Source organism: Arthrobacter sp. NQ7 (genome assembly GCF_029581595.2).
GTDB lineage: Bacteria > Actinomycetota > Actinomycetes > Actinomycetales > Micrococcaceae > Arthrobacter > Arthrobacter phenanthrenivorans_B.
In genome coordinates, this window is record NZ_JARFXU020000011.1 from 12,737 (window position 1) to 28,791 (window position 16,055).

Genomic DNA, 16,055 nt, shown 5'->3' on the forward strand with positions numbered 1-16,055 from the left:
TGGAATACATAGCCAGTTTGAGATACTGGCTACATGTCCACCACCTTGAGCGCCACCGCCCTCGCCCGCCTGCTGGGCATCTGGAACAACGGCACCGGGCCCGCCTACCGCGAACTGGCGGACGTGGTGCGGCTCCTGATCCTTGACGGCAGGGTGGCATTGGACAGCGCCCTCCCCAGCGAGCGGTCCCTGTGCGCAGTGCTCGGCATCAGCCGGACCACCGTCACGGCGGCGTATTCGAGCCTCCGCGACCAGGGCTTCCTTTACAGCCGCCAAGGAAGCAGGGCCAGGACCTGCATTCCGCAACTGGCCCCGTTCGGCCGGCCCCGCTTCGCCGGAGAGGGCTCCACTGGCCCCACGGACGGCGAAAGGAACAGCACGCCTGGCGGACCGCGCGCCGGCGCAGGTGCCCGCGAGCGCCGGCAGGCCGATCCGGATCCGGATCCGGCGAGGATTCCCGCACCGGTGAGCACCCTTTCCGCACCGGGCCTGGTGTCCCCGGAAGGCCTGATCGACCTGGCGTACGCGGCACTGCCCGCCAGCGGCGAGCTTGTCCACCGGGCGTTTGCCGCTGCGGTCACCGAGCTCCCCGCCCTGCTTCCGGGCTTCGGCTACGACGCCGTCGGGCTGCTCCCGCTGCGCCAGGCAATCGCCGACCGGTACACCGCTGCCGGTGTCCCCACCGATCCGGCAAACATCCTGGTCACCTCGGGCGCGCAGCATGCCCTGACCCTGGTCATCAGGACCCTGGCGGACCGGCAGGACCGCGTCCTGGTGGAGCACCCGAGCTATCCCAACGCGCTGGATGCCATTCACGCCGCCGGGTGCCGGCCCGTACCGGTGGCGTTCACCGACGGCGGGTGGGATCTGCCCGCCCTGGAATCGGCCCTGGCACAGCAACGGCCCCGGATGGCCTACCTGGTGCCGGACTTCCACAATCCCACCGGGATGGTCATGTCGGACCTCGAACGCCGGCGCCTGCTCCGGGCCACGGCGACCTCCGGAACAGTGCCCGTGGTTGACGAAACCCTCCGCGAGCTGAACCTGGACGGCATCGGCACCACCCACATGGCCGGCTTCAGCCCGTCGGTCATCACCATCGGCTCGCTCAGCAAATCCCACTGGGGCGGCCTGCGGACTGGCTGGATCCGGGCGTCGCGGCCCATGATCCAGCGGCTGGCCGCCACCCGCACCACGGTGGACCTTGGCGGGCCCATCATGGAGCAGCTTGCGGCGGCGCACCTGGTCCGCGCCCTCGATGAGCCGCTGCCGGCCCGGCTGGACATGCTCCGCCGAAACCGCGCCGCGCTGCTCGAACTGCTGGGGACGCACCTGCCGGAATGGGAGGTGGCTCCGCCGGCCGGCGGGTTGTCCGTCTGGTGCCGGCTGCCCGCACCGTCAAGCACCGCGCTGGCCGCACTGGCTCCGGAGTACGGCATCCGCCTGGCCGCGGGTCCCAGGTTCGGAATCGGCGGAGCGTTCGAACGCCATCTGAGGGTGCCGTTCACCCTGCCGCCCGGGAAACTGGAAGCCGCCGTCATGGGCCTGCGGGCAGCCCAGGACCGCCTGGACGCGGCCCCCCAGCTGCGCAGGACCCTGAAGAAGGCCCCCGCCATGGCCATAGCCTGAGGCAAACCGCCACGCGCGCCGGAGGGGCGCCCCAGTCGCCGGAAAGGTACGGCGATTCCGCACCGTTCCGGCGATTGGGGCACAAAACGGGAAGGAACGCTAGCCGTACACGCGCTCCAGGAAACCGCCCCAGGCCTTGGCCGTGGTTTCGGGGTCACCGGTGCCGCTGAAGTCGTGGACGGTCATGCCCACGGGGGCGCCAAAGGCGTTGCGGCCGAAGAACCGGTAGAGGGCATCCGCCGTGCGCACGCCGAGGAAGTGCTCGTTCGAGAAGTCCACCTCACCGCTGAGCCGCCCCACGCCGTCGAGCTCAACATCCAGCGGGGCGCCCTGTCCGGCGGATCCGGCACCCAGCGCTTCACGGAGCCGGGTGAAGCCGTCCGGGGCCTGGGACGCGGCCGGGGCCTGGATGTCGGTGAACACCACGGGCCGGCCGTCGAAGTACTCCAGGTACTGGCCCAGGGTGTGCAGGTAGAACTCGGTGTGGCGGCTGGCGCCATCGTACTGCTGGTCCCAGTTGTCCGCGAAGATGCCGCTGTGGACGTAGTGCAGCCGGGCACGGCCGCCGTCCAGCGGCTCCAGCACATGCTCGAGCTGGTTGAACCATCCGTCCTGACCGTCCATCCGCGAGACCAGGTGGTGGGGGTACTCCTCCACGGTCTTGACGTCCGGCCACTGGTCCGTGGGGAACATCCAGCCGGACGTCCCGTTGGTCACGGCCTCCCACACCCGCTCGGGGGTGCCGGGAAGCTCCGTGTCGTAGACGATCTCGAAGTTGCGATTGTCGGTCATTGGTCCTGCTCCTTGCCTGCATCGGATGGGTTGGGTGACGTGGGGGCATTGGTTTCTTTGAGGGCCGGGTGCAGCGCCACGACGAGCCGGTGCCGGCGCCCCTGCGGTGACGCGCCGCCGTCGTGGTACTTGTCCACAAGGTGCGTGACGGCCACGCCGAGCTCCTCGGCGAAGGCGGCACGGTCGGCAGCGGTACGGAAGGTGATCTGGCCGTCGATGGCGAAGGTGGCCAGCTTCTGGCGCGCGGCGGCGGCACCGGCGATCAGTTTCCCGACCTCCTGGACCGTGCGGCCGGCCAGCGCCAGCAGCCAAAACGCCGAAAAGCGGTCCGCGAACCGGCGCGGATCCGGCGCCACGGAGTCCAGCGCCAGCGGCGAAATGAGGTATGAAGCTGCCGTGGCCTGCACCACCCGCTCGGTGACATTGCCCTTGCGGCGTTCCTCCACCAGTTCCACCAGGCCGTGCCGCTCCAGCGCCTTGAGGTGGTAGTTCACCTTCTGCCGGGGCAGCCCGACGCGGACGGCCAGCTGGGTGGCGGAGGCCGGCTGGACCAGTTCCCGCAGGATCCGGGTCCGGATCGGGTCCAGGGATACCTCGGCCGTGGCCGCGTCCTCGATAACTGCGATTTCCTGCATGCCTCCAGTCTGCATACCGACAACTTTTATTGTCAAGAACTTTTTTATCGTCGGCAAGTGGTCCTCACGGGTATCCTGGGCGGAGGGCGCCCACGGGGCCGCCGGTAGAATGGACCGGTGATGCAATCCCCCCTCCCCGTGCGCGACGGCGTCAATGCCACCCGCCTGCGCCTTCCGGACGAGGGCCCGTGGGACACCGCAATGGATTACATGATGCACCGGTGGGGGCACATCGATCCGCAGGGCATCGAGGACAGGTTCGACGCCGGCGAGATCGTTGGTGAGGGCGGCGTCCCGCTGGACCGCTCCACTCCCCTGCAGGACCACACCTTTATCTGGTACTACCGCACGCTCCCGGCGGAGACCCGGTTGCCGGTGGAGATCAGCATCCTGCACCGGGACGACCATTTGTTGGTGGTGGACAAGCCGCACTTCCTGCCCACCACGCCCGGCGGCACGTACATCCAGGAATCTGCCCTGGTCAGGCTGCGGAACCAGTTGGACCTGCCGGACCTGATCCCCATGCACCGGCTGGACCGCATGACGGCCGGCGTGCTGCTCTTCTCCACCAACCCGCAGACGCGCGGCAAGTACCAGGTGCTGTTCGAGAAGCGGCAGGTGCAGAAGGAATACGAGTGCGTGTCCGCCGCCGACCCCGCGCCCGGGCATCCCGCCGTCGACTTTCCCGTGGTGGTCCGCAACCGGATGACCAAGTCCCGCAGCTACCTGCTCGCCGAGGTGGTTGAGGGCGAGCCGAACGCCGAAACAAGGATCGAGCGGCTGGAAACGTTCGACGGCGGCCCCGCGGCGGGTGCCTCAGGCGCCGCCGTGAACGGCAACGGGCAGCGCCTGGCCCGGTACCGGCTGGAACCGCATACCGGCAAGACGCACCAGCTGCGGGTCCACATGGCCTCGCTGGGACTGGGGATCGTCAATGACGCGTTCTACCCGGACCTCCTGGACAAGGCCCCGGACAATTACGCCAAGCCGCTCCAGCTCCTGGCCCGCGGCATCCGGTTCGTGGACCCGGTCTCCGGCAGGCCGGTGGAATACCGCAGTGGCCTGGAACTCAGCGAAGCGGCCCGAGCACGTCCCTGAACACCGCCTCCACCTCCGCGGTGTGCAGCACGAACTCCACCAGCTCAAGGGCGCTGCCCGGATGCGATGCACGGAAGCCTTCAAGGGCATCCTTTGCCGCCTGCGCCACAGCCGCCGGACTCCAGCCGTAAGCCCCCGCCCCCACGGCCGGGAAAGCGAGCCCGCCGGCCTCCAGCGTGTCCGCCAGCCGCAGGCTTTCGCTGAAGCAGGACACCAGCAGCGCCCGGTTGGTCTGGCCCGCATGGCGGTTGGGGCCCACGGTGTGGATGACCCAGCGGGCCGGCAGCCGGAATGCGGGGGTGGCCACGGCGGCGCCGGTCTGCAGTCCGTGCGGCAGCTCCCTGGCCCGCAGTTGCCGGCAGGCCGCCAGCAGTTCCGGCCCGGCAGCGCGGTGCAGTGCCCCGTCCACTCCCCCGCCGCCCAGCAGGGACGCGTTCGCGGCATTGACCACCGCGTCCACCCGCCGCTGCGTAATGTCGCCCTGCAGAACTGAGACCCGCATGCCGCCAGTTTCCCAAGTGAGGTACGTTGTGGCAATGGACTTCGGCGGCGTTGACAGCTGGGGGGCGGCCCTCTATTTCTGGGTCATCCCGGTGGTGATCGGCGACGCCATTTTTCCGCCCATTCCATCCGAGATGGTGGTGATCACCGGCGGCGCGCTGTCCGCGGACGGCCGTGCAAACGTGTTCCTGGTGCTGGCGCTCGCCGCCCTGGCTTCCTGGCTGGGCGACATGGTGGTGTTCCAGCTTTTCCGGCGGCGGCTCAGCCACGTGCTGGACCGCTGGAAGTGGGGCCGCCGGGTCCACGCCGGCATCCATGCGGCGCTGGCCAAGGCAGGGCGTTCATCCACGTACGGGACCATCATCGGCGCCCGGTTCATCCCAGGCGGCCGCCTTGCGACGTCGGCTGCTTCCGGCATCGCGAACGTTTCCGTTCGGGGCTTCAGCCTGTGCGCCGGGCTGGGCGCGGTCCTGTGGGCGTGCTGGCTGGTGGGGCTGGGCTATTTCACCGGCTCGGCCACGAAGCTGCCGTTCTGGGCCAGCTCGCTGATTGGCGTGGCTGTGGGCCTGGTGATCGGTGCGGTCGTGGGAGTTGTGGTCACCCGGCGCCGCGGCGACCGGTCGCCGGTGGAGGACGACCCCATCCCGGACGCAGGCTAGACGGGCAGCCACTTGCCGCGGCTGCGCCGCAGCACGCTCAGCGAGCCCGTCAGCGCAACGCGTTCGACGGCGTCGCGCATCATGGCTGCCGACTCCACCGCCTGGCGGTTCTCCCCGCTGTATTCGCTGGCTTCCACGAGGAAACGCAGGTTGAGTTGCGGCACGCCGCCGGCGATCTGCAGCTGGTGCGCCTCCACGTGGTGCCGGGTGCCCAGCGCCTCCACGGCCGCGTCCATCACGGATTCCGGTGGATTGCCTGGCCTGAGCCCGGTGATCTTGAGGCGGGTCTGGAAGGAAGGCATGCCCTCCACCCTATCCAACCCGGATGCTCCATCACTTATGGTCCCCAAACGGGCTGTCTGAGGACCATAAGTGATGGAGCAAATCGCGGGGGGTTACCCGGTGTTGCGCAGGCCTGCGGCCACACCGTTGACGGTGATCAGCATGGCCCGCTGGAGTCGCTCATCGATTTCGGCTCCGCTGATTTCGCCTTCCGTGCGGATGCGGCGGAGGAGTTCCACCTGCAGGTAGCTGATGGGGTCCAGGTACTGGTCGCGGATCTCCAGTGAGCGCTTCAGCGTGGGCTGCGCGTCCAGGAGCACGTGCTCGCCGGTCAGCTTCTGGATCTCGGCCACCGTGAGCTCGTACTCTTCCCGGATGGTCCGGAACAGGTGATGCAGCTCCTCCGGGACCAGGGTGGAGACGTAGTATCCCGCGATGTCCATGTCCGTCTTGGCAAGCGTCATTTCGACGTTGGACAGCACCGAGCGGAAGAAGTGCCACTGGTCCATCATTTCCACCAGCTGGGCGGAGTGACCGGCCTCGCGCGCCGCCTTGAGCCCGGAGCCCACGCCGAACCAGCCGGGCACGATCTGCCGGGACTGGGTCCAGCCGAACACCCAGGGGATGGCCCGCAGTCCGCCCAGGCCGGCGCCGGAGTCCGGGCGCTTGGACGGGCGGGAGCCGATGTTCAGGGAACCGAGCTGCTCCACCGGCGTGGACGCCATGAAGTAGGCGGGCAGGTCCGGGTGGTCGATCAGCTTGCGGTAGCGGTCAAAAGCGGCGTCCGAGATGGCCTCCATGACGTGCCCGTAGCGCTCCCGCTGGTCCTCGGAGGTCCGTGGGTCGCGGTGGAGCGCCGAACCCTGCAGCACCGCGGCCAGGGACAGCTCCAGGTTTTCGCGGGCAAGCTCCGGCAGCGAGTACTTGTCGGAGATGACCTCGCCCTGCTCGGTGAACTTGATTTCGCCTTCCAGGACCCCGTTGGGCTGGGCCAGGATGGCGTCATAGGTGGGGCCGCCGCCACGGCCCACGGAACCGCCGCGGCCATGGAACAGGCGGACCCGGACGCCGTGCTTGGCGGCGACGTCGCGCAGCTTGCGCTGGGTCTTGTGGATCTCCCACTGGCTGGTCATCACGCCGGATTCCTTGTTGGAGTCCGAGTAGCCCAGCATGACTTCCTGGATGTCACCGCGGAGGCGCACCAGTTCCCGGTAGGAGGGATCGGACAGAAGCTGGTCGACGATTTCGGCCGAGGCCCGCAGTTCCTCCACCGTTTCCAGGAGCGGTGCGAAGCCGATCTTGGCGTAGGGCTTGTCGCCGAAGAGGTTCACCAGCCCGGCTTCACGGGCCAGCACGGCCGCGGCGAGCACGTCGTCCGCGCCCCGGGTCATGGAAATGATGTAGGTCTCGATGACGTCCGGACCGTACATGCGCAGCGCCCGACGGATCTCCCGGAAGACGTCGTACGTGCCGTCGGCGGCGCCGTCGAGCCTGATCGGGTGGCCGGACAGCGGCCGGCGGGAGGCCAGCTCCGAGCCCAGCACCTCGAAACGCTGTTCCCGGGAGAGCTCGGCGTAGCGCACGCCCGGGCCGCCGAGCCGGTCCATCAGCTGACCGACGGCGTCGTGGTGGTGGTCGGCGTGTTCGCGGATGTCCAGGGTGGCCAGGTGCAGGCCGAAGGAGGCGATGGCGCGGCGGACGCGGGCCAGCGAGCCGTCGGCTGCCAGGGCAGCGGAGTGGTTCCGCAGCGACAGCTCCAGCAGGTGCAGGTCGGCCAGGAGTTCGTCGGTTCCGCTGTAGTCGCGGCCGTGCTCATGGTTGGAGTTCACTGCAACCCGCTTGCCGGTGTTGATGAGCTTGGCCTTGATGCAGGTGAGCTTCAGCCGGTACGGCTCCTGCGCGTTCAGCTCCAGGACCCGCTTGTCCAGGCCGGGCAGCTTCTTCAGGTCCTCGTCGATGGACGTGAGCAGCGCTTCGTCCGCCCCCGCCAGCGCGGTGGAGTTGGACAGGATGGAGATCAGCTCATCGATCATGGCGATGCTGATCCGGATGGCGCTCTGGTTCTGGATCTGCAGGATTTCGCGGGTGACGGCGGCGGTGACGTTCGGATTGCCGTCGCGGTCACCGCCGATCCAGGAGCCGAACCTGATGGGGGCGTCCTTGGAGGCGAGGGTGACGCCGTGCTCGCCGAGAAGCTCGGAGAGCTCGGACAGCATTTCCGGCATGGCGTCGGTGAGGATGCCGCCCAGGTAGTAGATGGCGTTCCTGGCCTCATCGACAGGGGTGGGCCGGACCTGCCGCAGTTCGTCCGTCTGCCACATCTGGTCGATGATTTCGGCCAGCTGGCGGTCCTGCCGGCGGCGGGCCGTGGAGCCTTCTGCGGTGGGGCGGGACAGGACGTCGGAGAGCTTGCGGATCTTGTCCAGCACCGAGCGGCGGGAGGCCTCGGTGGGGTGGGCGGTGAAGATGGGTCGGACATCCAGTCCGTTGACCACTTCCTGCAGCACGTCCGGGCCGGCCTGCGCGGCGATCTCCGCCACGGTCTTGGCCAGCCAGCCATCCTTCTCGGCACGGGTCCGCAGCCCGCGGACCCGGTGGACCTGCTCGGCGGCGTTGGCGAGGTGGAAGTAGAACGCGAAGGCACGCACCAGGTCGGTGGCCTGCTCGATGGGCAGGGAGCCCAGCAGTTCGCGGACCTGGGCGACGACGTCGTGCGCGCTCCAGGGCCCGGTGGCATGCGCGCCGCCGCGTGCAGCTTCCTTGGATTCCTTGGTGAGGAGCCGGACCTGCTCCACGAGGTCCAGCAGTTCGGGGCCGTGCTGGCGGACCAGGGACTCGCCCAGCAGCGTGGAGACGCGCCGGACATCCGCACGCAGTTCGGCGGCGAGGTCGGTTTCGGGCGGTGTTGCAGTGTGAGCCATGGAAGCAATCTTTCGAGGGTTTCGGGACTTGGCTCGTACACTGCGCTGGATACTGTGAGCCACGTTACTAGCTAAAGATGCTACCCCCGGTCCCGCGCCGCAGTGGAATCCGTCTCAAAAGATGTCGCGGTACCCCACGTGGCGTTTGACCGCGTCCAGTTCAGCCCGTAGTTTTTCCACCTCATGCTGCACGGCGGCGGCCTCGGCCTTCCGGCGGCGGCCCTCCCGGGCCTGCACGGCGGCGGCCCACAGCCCCACCGGCACCAGGACCGCCAGCGCCCAGCCTGCCGCCGCAAAAAAGCCGAGCGCCACCGGCAAGGCGGCCTGGAAGTCGATGAAATCGTTGGCCCTGCCCGCCAGGTCTGCCATCGCCGCGTCGAGCGGCTGCAGGAACTGGCCCACTACCGGCGCTCCGGAGAGCGACGGCGGGTCAAGCCTGGCGTGCGCGTCCCCGCCCCAGCGCCCGTCGGCAAGATGGTCCAGGACGTAGATGCCGGCGCCGACGTTCACCGCCGCGAAGACGACGACGGCGGCCAGGGCTGCGAGGTCGGGGCGGTGCCGGCGCCAAAGCAGCACAGCCACCCCGGCGCAAAGTGCAGCCAGCCAGGTCAGTGCCGCCAGCCATTCCCGGTTCACTCCTGCAAGGATGTCCACCCACCCATTCAACCCCGGCAAATCAACCCGCGCGGACCACCTTGAAGTTGAAGTCGGGGGTTCCCAGCACGCCGAAGAGCCGCAGCCACAGCGGCAGGACCATTTCGGCACCGCGGGCGGTGGTGATGTCGCCAAGGTCGATAACGTCCTTGTGGCCGAGCTCCGCCAGGAGTCCGGTGACGGTTTTCCTGGCGTCGGAGTCGTCGCCGGACACGAACACGGAGTGCTCCCCGTCCGCCAGGCGCCGTGGGTCCACCATCAGCCCGGCGTTCATGGTGTTGAGCGTCTTCACCACCCGGGCTTCGGGAAACGCCCGCTGGATGCGCTCGGCCAAGCTTTCCGTGTTCACGGGATTCAGCACCGGGGGCATCCCTTGCGTGAAGTCCAGCGGGTTGGACACGTCCACCAGGATTTTCCCTGCCAGCCGCGCCTCACCCGCCGCAGCCAGGGCTGCCAGCGATGCCGCTCCGTTCGTGGCGTTGACCACCAGTTCGCTGCTGCCTGCCGCGTCCGCGAATGTTGCCAGCCTGATGCCGCCGTGGCTTTCCAGCCATTCATTGAAGGGCCGTCCACCCATGGCATCGGGTGTGCTGCGGGCGGCTGTTTCGCCGGGGTCGCGCGTCCCCAGGACAACCTCGTGTCCCAGCCTGCTGAACGCTGCCGCCAGCGCCCGCCCTACAGTGCCTGTACCTAGAACTGCGATCCTCATGGCAGAACGCTACCCCCCCGTAACGGCCGGCGGGCAGTCCGCACCGCACTTACCCGCGTGCCGGTACCGGCAGCCGGAATGAACGGGAAAGGGCCGCGGTTGTAGCGGGGGCAGATGCAACCGGAAGGAACCATGACCACCACCCCAGCCGCCGCCACGTCAACCGCCCGGCAGGAGCGCTGGCAGCGCTTCCGTGCCAACCGCAACAAGGCCCTGGCAGCCCCGTACGGCTGGCTCACCCTCACCTCGTTCCAGTGGCTCGAGGACTCGCCGGCCACCGTCGACCTTGTTCCGGGCCTGTGGTCCACGGACGGCACGGATTCGGCGCCGGCCACCACGGCGTTCCTCACTGCAACCGCGTCCGACGGGCTCACACTGGTGGAGTCCGGGGAAAAGGTGGAGGGCACCATCTCCGCGGTCCTGGCGGATGAGGAATCGCTGATGTGGGTGCAGTTCGGTGGCCCGGAAGGAAACCAGGTGGTGGTGGAACTGGCCATGCGCGGCGGCCGCTATGCGGTCCGCACGCGGGATGCGGCCTCGCCGGTCTTTACGGGTTTCGAGGGCGTCCCCACGTACCCCTACAACCCGGAGTGGGAAGTGGTGGGGCGGTTCGAGCCCTACCCGGCCCCGGTGGACGTGCCGATTGGCACCGCGAACCCGCTGGTGGACGGCATGCACCGCTCGGTGGGCGAGGTGGTCTTCCGCCTCCCGGGCAGCAGGCACGAGTTCCGGCTCCAGGCGGAAGAGGAAAAGCTTGGCGCCCTGACCGTCACGTTCCATGACGAGACCAACGGCGACACCACGGACGACTGGCGCAAGCTCTCGCTCGCCCGGCCCCGGCCGGACGGGTCCGTTGTCCTGGACTTCAACCGGACCATCAACTACCCCAGCGCCTTCACCCCGTACGGCACCTGCCCCATGCCCGTGAAGAACAACAGCCTCGATATCCGGGTGGAGGCAGGCGAGAAGCAGCCCTATCCCGCTTAGGAGATGGCCGAGATGCCGGTGATGGCCCTGCCCACAATCAGGGTGTTCACCTCGAACGAGCCCTCATAGGTGTAGATGGCCTCGGCGTCGGCGAAAATCTTTGCCATCCGGTAGTCGGTGACGATGCCGTTTCCGCCCAGGATGGAACGGCCCAGGGCCACGGTTTCCCGCATCCGGGCGCTGAGGTAGGACTTGGCCAGCGCCACCTGCGGCATGCCCGCCCCGCCGCCGTCCTGCAGCCGGGCAATCCCGGCCATCATGGACATGCTGGCCACGGTGTTGCCCAGCATGGTCACCAGCTGCTGCTGGATGAGTTGGAAGTGTGCCAGCGGGCGGCCGAACTGATGGCGTTCGACGGCGTACTGCCGGGCGACGTCGAACGCGGCCAGTTGCTGGCCCACCGTCTGCCAGTCCACCATGATCCGGGAGCTGCGGAGCAGCTCCTTCGTGTCCTCGAAGCTGCTGATCCCGCTGAACCGGTCCGCTTCGGGCACCCGGACGTCCTGGAACACGATGTCGGCGTTCTGGACGGTGCGCAGGGCGATCTTGTTCTCGATCCTGCTCCGGCTGACCCCCGGCAGGGTGGCGTCCACGATGAAGCCGCGCACGGAGCCGTCCGCCTCGTCCCGCGCCCACACCAGCATGTAGTCGCAGAACGTCCCGTTGCCGATCCACCGCTTGGCGCCGTTGAGCACCCAGGTGTCGCCGTCGTCGTCCGCTTCTCCGGTGCTGGAGGAGATCCGCCGGGCCCGCGTCTCCAGCCCGCCGGCCACGTCGGAGCCATGCAGGGGTTCGGTCAGGGCGAAGGCACCGGTGGTGCGCAGCTCCGAGGCGTCCGCCAGGAGCCGCTCCTTCTGGCCTGTGCTGCCGAAGGTGTGCAGCGACTCGACGAAGAGGTCGTGGTGGACCAGGAAGAACGTGGCAAGCGAAGTGTCCACCCGTGTTATTTCGGCGATGACCAGGCCGGCGAAGAGGTGGCTGTAGCCCCGGTGGGTGGGGGTGCTCAGTTCCAGGGCGGCGAGCTTGGGGAGGATGTGGGCAGGGAATTCGGCCTTGTTCCACCAGTCGGCGGCGTGCGGCGCGACCTCGGCGGCGAGGAAGTCCCGGAGTTCGGCCAGCTTGTTCCGTTCGGCCTGGCCGAGCATCGATTCGACGGCGAAGAAGTCCGCGGACGGCAGCTGGCGGATGTCCTGCGCGCTCATTTCGGTCCCATCCGGATGGCGCCGTCCAGGCGGATGGTTTCACCGTTCAGCATGGCGTTGTCCACGATGTGCGCCACCAGGTTGGCGTATTCCGCGGGCTTTCCCAGCCGGGAAGGGTGCGGAACCTGGGCGCCCAGGGAATCCTGCGCCTCCTGCGGCAGGCCCGCCATCATGGGGGTTTCGAAGATGCCCGGCGCGATGGTGACCACCCGGACCAGCGAGCGCGCCAGCTCCCGCGCCAGGGGCAGCGTCATGGCAGCCACCGCACCCTTGGAGGCTGAATAGGCGGGCTGTCCGATCTGCCCGTCGAAGGCAGCAACGGAGGCGGTGTTGATGATGACGCCGCGTTCGGGACCGCCGAGGGCGGTGACGGCGGGTTCGGTGCCCACCATGGCTTCGGCCGCCAGGCGCAGGACGTTGAAGGTGCCAATCAGGTTCACCTGGACCACCCGGCTGAACGTTTCCAGGGGCAGCACGCCGTCGCGGCCCAGCACCTTCCCGGGGGTGGCGATGCCGGCGCAATTCACCACGATCCGCAGCGGCCCCAACCCGACGGCGGTCCCGACGGCGGCGCGGACGTCGGTCTCGCTGGTCACGTCCGCCGGCGCGAAGGCGGCGGACTGGCCGGCCGCGGCGCGGGCGTTCAGTGTCTCTGCCATGGCCTGCCCGGCAGAGGAGGGGAGGTCAACGAGCACTACGGAGGCGCCGTCGTCGAACAGCCTGCGTGCCGTGGCTGCCCCCAGCCCGGAGGCGCCGCCTGTCACCAGTGCGACGCTGCCTGCAATGTCCATACATCCTCCTTGATGCGTCCCCATGCCGCGGCGCGGCGTCGGGCAACAGTTAATGAATGTTAACTGAAATCCGGCGCGCCCGCACCCTTTGGGGGCACGGGCGGGGAACGCGGGGGTGCCCCCGTTAGGGTGGACGGCATGACGTCCATGAGCACCGACCACGGCGGATGGCAGGAGAAGGCGAACCACGCGGCCAGGTCCGTGACCGCATTGTTCGGCCGGAAGCTGCTGTTCCTGCCGGGAACCCACCTCGGTGCCATCCTGTGGCAGGGCAGGCAACCGGCGCGGCAGGACAGCCCTTCGGTGCCGGCGCAGGATCCGGGCAGCCAACCTGCGCCGTGGTGGCTGGCAGCCCTGCGGCGTGCCAGGCCTGCCGCAGCACTGGTCCTGCCATGGCACTACTGGTGGCAGGCGCACTATGTGGACTGCCTGGTGGACGCCGGGCGCCGGGAGCTTGGCGGAGGCGCCACTCCGGCGGCCCGGTTCAACGGCCCGGACCGGCCCAGCGCGGGGCATTTGGCCTCACGCCTGGTCACCGGAATCCGTCTCCGTAACGCCCTGACCTTCGTCAACAACTACTACGACGACATGGCGTGGCTTGCCCTGGCCACCCTGCGGCTGGACCGCCTTGCCGAGGAGAGCCGGCGTCCGGGCCGCCGCCGCAACGCAGCCGTCCGCGCATCGCTCACGCTCCAGTTTGATGCCGCCTGCACCGACGACCTTGGCGGCGGCGCGTTCTGGAGCAAGAAGCGGGACTTCAAGAACACGCCGGCGACGGCGCCGGTAGCCCTGTTCTACGCCCGTACCGGCGAGCAGGCCAAGGCACAGGCCCTGCTGGACTGGCTCGATGCCACCCTTTTCGACCCGGACCAGGAGCTGTACCTGGACGGCGCGCGCCTGAACGCCGCCGGCGAGGTGGTGCTGGAGCGCGCCGTCTACACGTACAACCAGGGGCCGGTGCTGGGGGCCCTGCTGGAAGTGGGCGGCGACGCGAACCTGGCCCGGGCCGCGGTGTTGATTGAGTCCGTGCGGCGCAGGCTTACCGTCCGGGAAGCGAGCGCGGTGCAGGGCAGCGTGCTCCGCTGCGACGGAACCGGCGACGGCGGCCTGTTTACAGGGATCCTCTGCCGCTACCTGGCGCTCGCCGCAGTGGATCCCCGGCTCCCCGGCGCGACACGGGCCACCGCAGCCCGGCTGGTGACGGACACCGCGGAGGCATTCTGGTCCGGCCGGCGAGCCGTCGGCGCGGAGGAAGCAGGCGCGCGGCTGGCCACCAGCAGCATCTTTTCCATGCACGCCTCCCAACCGGCGGCCGCGACGTATCCGCAGGGAGCCGCCGTCGAGCTCTCCACCCAGCTCCAGGCCTGGATGGCCCTTGAGGCCGCGGCGTCGGTCAGTGCGGCGGGCCCGCCCGCCGCCTAGCTGGACGGCTGGCGGATGCCGGCCAGCGCAGTGACGGTGCCGCCCTTGAGCTGTACCCCGGCGTCCGTTGCCAGGCGCGCCTCCCGGTGGCCCGGCGGCGGGAACACGAGCGACGTCAGCGCCTGCCCGGCCACGAAGACCTCCACCGAGGACCGGTCCACGAACACGGTCAGGCGCACGGTGTCCCCGGCGGCCCGGACCTCCACGGACCGGGCCGCGCGGTAGCTGTCGTCCACGCCGGAGCCGCCCTGCCGGTCCTTGCCCCCGGCCACGGCGTCGCCGTCCCGGAGCACGAACGCGCGTCCCGCCGTGAAGTCGTAGCCGACCGTGGCGTAGGTGGTGCCCCCGCTCTGCAGGAGGAGCCTGGCCTCACCGGTCCCGCTGGCAGGTCTTGCCAGTTCGACCTCGGCCTTGAAGGCTCCGCTGTCCGGCACTGGAAGTTCCCTCCCGTCGCCCAAGTCACCGCCGGGCACCTGGGCCGCCTCCCCTTCCAGCGACGCCAGCGCCGCGGTGGGGGACGATGCCAGCACGGGGCGGCCGCTGCCCGATTCCAGGCGGAGGTCGCGGACCACCGACGCCGCCCCGTGCCAGTCCGTCGTGGGCAGCTGCCGGGCGTACGCCCAGTTGTTCATCCAGCCGATGGCGTGCCGGGATGCCTTCCGCTGGGCGTCGGGAAGCCGGGGATCGTCCCAGGTGACGGCGGCGTAGAAGTCAGCTCCGCCGTCGAGCCACTGGTGCCCGCCCGCCGGGGTGAAGGCCTTCCCGTCGAAGCTGCCGGTCCAGTACGCCGGGCCGGTGGTGCGGCCCTCGGCGGAGCCGTTGGCGCTGGCGGCCAGGACCCAGGTGCGTTTGGCGGGGTCGCCGTCAACATCCATCTGGAAGAAGTCGGGGCATTCGAGGATGCCCAGGCCGTCCTGCCGGAATCCGGACACATACGTCCACTGTTTAAGGTCTTTGGACGTGTAGAAGCCGATCTTCGACCCTTCGGCGAGCAGCATCAGCCACTGGTTGTTGGCGTCGTCGCGGACAATCCTCGGGTCCCGCCAATGCTCGGCGCCGGGGTTCTCCATCACCGGGTTCTGCCCGTAGCTTTGGAAGCTGTAGCCCTTGTCCGTGGAATAGAACAGGGACTGGCGCTGGACGCCGTCATGCTGCTGGGTCAGGACCGCGATGACCGCCCCCTTGCCGAATCCCGCCGTGCCCTCGGCGTCCACCACCGCGGAGCCGGTCTCGATATCGCCCAGGCCGTTGCGGAATTTCCGGATGGCGACGCCCTCGTTCTTCCAGTGCACCAGGTCCGTGCTGGTGGCGTGGAACCATTCGGTGCCGTTTCCCTCGGGGTAGTCGGCGTTGTAGAGGTAGTAGTAATGCCACATCCCGTCCAGGAAGAAGGGCCGCTGGGGATCGTTCATCCAGCGCTGGTCCGGGGTGAGGTGGTAGGCGGGCCGGTAACCGGGCCCCTCACCCGGAGCGGTTTCCGTGGGTGGCGGGCCGGAGGGGGCGGCGGAACCGGCAGGTCCGGGCCGGGCGCCTTCCTGCCGGCCTTCCTGCCCGTTTCCGGCAAGCACCAGCGAAACGGCGAGGGCCAGGACTGCCACGGCGGCTACCGCGGACCACAGGAACGGGCGGCGCCGAAGGGCGGCAAGGACTGTTCGGGGGAGGGTGGGGGGCATGGTGGTGTCGATCCGTCGCTGAATGCACAAATGCCGTCCCCCGGCTCGGGGAACGGCACCAGCGCAAGTGAACCATCGAGTTTACCGGTTCCGCTCCCGG

The 16,055-nt window shown here is 69.1% G+C and carries 15 protein-coding genes; 5 read left to right on the forward strand and 10 right to left on the reverse strand.

The window, feature by feature from the left end:
- Window positions 1-33: 33 nt before the first annotated feature.
- Window positions 34-1,629 carry a MocR-like transcription factor YczR gene (gene yczR / locus PUN71_RS12725; protein ID WP_277798717.1) on the forward strand — a complete coding sequence of 532 codons (1,596 nt, stop codon included), beginning with the start codon at window positions 34-36 and terminating at the stop codon, window positions 1,627-1,629.
- Window positions 1,630-1,728: 99 nt separating this feature from the next.
- On the opposite strand, the gene PUN71_RS12730 is transcribed toward yczR, so the two are convergent.
- Together PUN71_RS12730 and PUN71_RS12735 are read right to left on the reverse strand one after the other, a co-directional pair.
- Window positions 1,729-2,421 carry an SRPBCC family protein gene (locus tag PUN71_RS12730; RefSeq protein WP_277798718.1) on the reverse strand — a complete coding sequence of 231 codons (693 nt, stop codon included), beginning with the start codon at window positions 2,419-2,421 and terminating at the stop codon, window positions 1,729-1,731.
- Window positions 2,418-3,056: a helix-turn-helix domain-containing protein gene (locus PUN71_RS12735; RefSeq protein ID WP_277798719.1), complete on the reverse strand. Its 639-nt coding sequence runs from the start codon at window positions 3,054-3,056 to the stop codon at window positions 2,418-2,420. Before PUN71_RS12735 ends, PUN71_RS12730 begins: the two co-directional genes overlap by 4 nt.
- A 120-nt stretch (window positions 3,057-3,176) precedes the next feature.
- On the opposite strand from PUN71_RS12735, the gene PUN71_RS12740 reads away from it, so the two are divergent.
- Window positions 3,177-4,154, forward strand: coding sequence for an RluA family pseudouridine synthase (locus PUN71_RS12740; RefSeq protein ID WP_277798811.1), 978 nt, complete (start codon window positions 3,177-3,179; stop codon window positions 4,152-4,154).
- Here PUN71_RS12740 and PUN71_RS12745 read toward each other — a convergent pair.
- Window positions 4,126-4,656: an O-acetyl-ADP-ribose deacetylase gene (locus PUN71_RS12745; RefSeq protein WP_043449022.1), complete on the reverse strand. Its 531-nt coding sequence runs from the start codon at window positions 4,654-4,656 to the stop codon at window positions 4,126-4,128. The two genes, PUN71_RS12740 and PUN71_RS12745, sit on opposite strands and share 29 nt — an antisense overlap.
- 34 nt (window positions 4,657-4,690) lie before the next feature.
- Between PUN71_RS12745 and PUN71_RS12750 the strand changes: the two genes are divergently transcribed.
- Window positions 4,691-5,314: a DedA family protein gene (locus tag PUN71_RS12750; RefSeq protein WP_043449080.1), complete on the forward strand. Its 624-nt coding sequence runs from the start codon at window positions 4,691-4,693 to the stop codon at window positions 5,312-5,314.
- On the opposite strand, the gene PUN71_RS12755 is transcribed toward PUN71_RS12750, so the two are convergent.
- The 4 genes from PUN71_RS12755 to PUN71_RS12770 form a co-directional block, all read right to left on the reverse strand.
- Window positions 5,311-5,616, reverse strand: coding sequence for a hypothetical protein (locus PUN71_RS12755; protein WP_141158180.1), 306 nt, complete (start codon window positions 5,614-5,616; stop codon window positions 5,311-5,313). The two genes, PUN71_RS12750 and PUN71_RS12755, sit on opposite strands and share 4 nt — an antisense overlap.
- Before the next feature lie 93 nt (window positions 5,617-5,709).
- A complete protein-coding gene (gene ppc, locus PUN71_RS12760; RefSeq protein WP_277798720.1) occupies window positions 5,710-8,517 on the reverse strand; it encodes a phosphoenolpyruvate carboxylase in 2,808 nt (935 codons plus the stop codon).
- A 114-nt stretch (window positions 8,518-8,631) separates the two neighbouring features.
- On the reverse strand, window positions 8,632-9,171 hold the full coding sequence (locus PUN71_RS12765; RefSeq protein ID WP_277798721.1) for a hypothetical protein: 540 nt from the start codon (window positions 9,169-9,171) through the stop codon (window positions 8,632-8,634).
- A gap of 22 nt (window positions 9,172-9,193) precedes the next feature.
- Complete coding sequence (locus PUN71_RS12770; protein WP_277798722.1) at window positions 9,194-9,880, reverse strand: NADPH-dependent F420 reductase; 687 nt, start codon at window positions 9,878-9,880, stop codon at window positions 9,194-9,196.
- 132 nt (window positions 9,881-10,012) lie between these two features.
- On the opposite strand from PUN71_RS12770, the gene PUN71_RS12775 reads away from it, so the two are divergent.
- Window positions 10,013-10,867 (forward strand): DUF1684 domain-containing protein, encoded by an 855-nt coding sequence (locus PUN71_RS12775; protein WP_277798723.1) that lies wholly within the window; start codon window positions 10,013-10,015, stop codon window positions 10,865-10,867.
- Here PUN71_RS12775 and PUN71_RS12780 read toward each other — a convergent pair.
- Window positions 10,864-12,069: an acyl-CoA dehydrogenase family protein gene (locus PUN71_RS12780; RefSeq protein ID WP_277798724.1), complete on the reverse strand. Its 1,206-nt coding sequence runs from the start codon at window positions 12,067-12,069 to the stop codon at window positions 10,864-10,866. The two genes, PUN71_RS12775 and PUN71_RS12780, sit on opposite strands and share 4 nt — an antisense overlap.
- Window positions 12,066-12,860: an SDR family NAD(P)-dependent oxidoreductase gene (locus PUN71_RS12785; RefSeq protein WP_277798725.1), complete on the reverse strand. Its 795-nt coding sequence runs from the start codon at window positions 12,858-12,860 to the stop codon at window positions 12,066-12,068. Before PUN71_RS12785 ends, PUN71_RS12780 begins: the two co-directional genes overlap by 4 nt.
- A gap of 138 nt (window positions 12,861-12,998) precedes the next feature.
- On the opposite strand from PUN71_RS12785, the gene PUN71_RS12790 reads away from it, so the two are divergent.
- A complete protein-coding gene (locus PUN71_RS12790; protein WP_277798726.1) occupies window positions 12,999-14,282 on the forward strand; it encodes a glycoside hydrolase family 76 protein in 1,284 nt (427 codons plus the stop codon).
- On the opposite strand, the gene PUN71_RS12795 is transcribed toward PUN71_RS12790, so the two are convergent.
- Complete coding sequence (locus PUN71_RS12795) at window positions 14,279-15,955, reverse strand: glycoside hydrolase family 32 protein (protein WP_277798727.1); 1,677 nt, start codon at window positions 15,953-15,955, stop codon at window positions 14,279-14,281. The genes PUN71_RS12790 and PUN71_RS12795 overlap by 4 nt on opposite strands.
- Window positions 15,956-16,055 lie beyond the last annotated feature (100 nt).

Coding starts and splice junctions, on each gene's coding strand:
- PUN71_RS12770 (WP_277798722.1), bottom strand. CDS start 9,880: ATGAGGATCGCAGTTCTAGGTACAGGCACTGTAGGGCGGGCGCTGGCG.
- PUN71_RS12755 (WP_141158180.1), bottom strand. CDS start 5,616: ATGCCTTCCTTCCAGACCCGCCTCAAGATCACCGGGCTCAGGCCAGGC.
- yczR (WP_277798717.1), top strand. CDS start 34: ATGTCCACCACCTTGAGCGCCACCGCCCTCGCCCGCCTGCTGGGCATC.
- ppc (WP_277798720.1), bottom strand. CDS start 8,517: ATGGCTCACACTGCAACACCGCCCGAAACCGACCTCGCCGCCGAACTG.
- PUN71_RS12730 (WP_277798718.1), bottom strand. CDS start 2,421: ATGACCGACAATCGCAACTTCGAGATCGTCTACGACACGGAGCTTCCC.
- PUN71_RS12780 (WP_277798724.1), bottom strand. CDS start 12,069: ATGAGCGCGCAGGACATCCGCCAGCTGCCGTCCGCGGACTTCTTCGCC.
- PUN71_RS12740 (WP_277798811.1), top strand. CDS start 3,177: ATGCAATCCCCCCTCCCCGTGCGCGACGGCGTCAATGCCACCCGCCTG.
- PUN71_RS12745 (WP_043449022.1), bottom strand. CDS start 4,656: ATGCGGGTCTCAGTTCTGCAGGGCGACATTACGCAGCGGCGGGTGGAC.
- PUN71_RS12785 (WP_277798725.1), bottom strand. CDS start 12,860: ATGGACATTGCAGGCAGCGTCGCACTGGTGACAGGCGGCGCCTCCGGG.
- PUN71_RS12790 (WP_277798726.1), top strand. CDS start 12,999: ATGACGTCCATGAGCACCGACCACGGCGGATGGCAGGAGAAGGCGAAC.
- PUN71_RS12735 (WP_277798719.1), bottom strand. CDS start 3,056: ATGCAGGAAATCGCAGTTATCGAGGACGCGGCCACGGCCGAGGTATCC.
- PUN71_RS12750 (WP_043449080.1), top strand. CDS start 4,691: ATGGACTTCGGCGGCGTTGACAGCTGGGGGGCGGCCCTCTATTTCTGG.
- PUN71_RS12775 (WP_277798723.1), top strand. CDS start 10,013: ATGACCACCACCCCAGCCGCCGCCACGTCAACCGCCCGGCAGGAGCGC.
- PUN71_RS12795 (WP_277798727.1), bottom strand. CDS start 15,955: ATGCCCCCCACCCTCCCCCGAACAGTCCTTGCCGCCCTTCGGCGCCGC.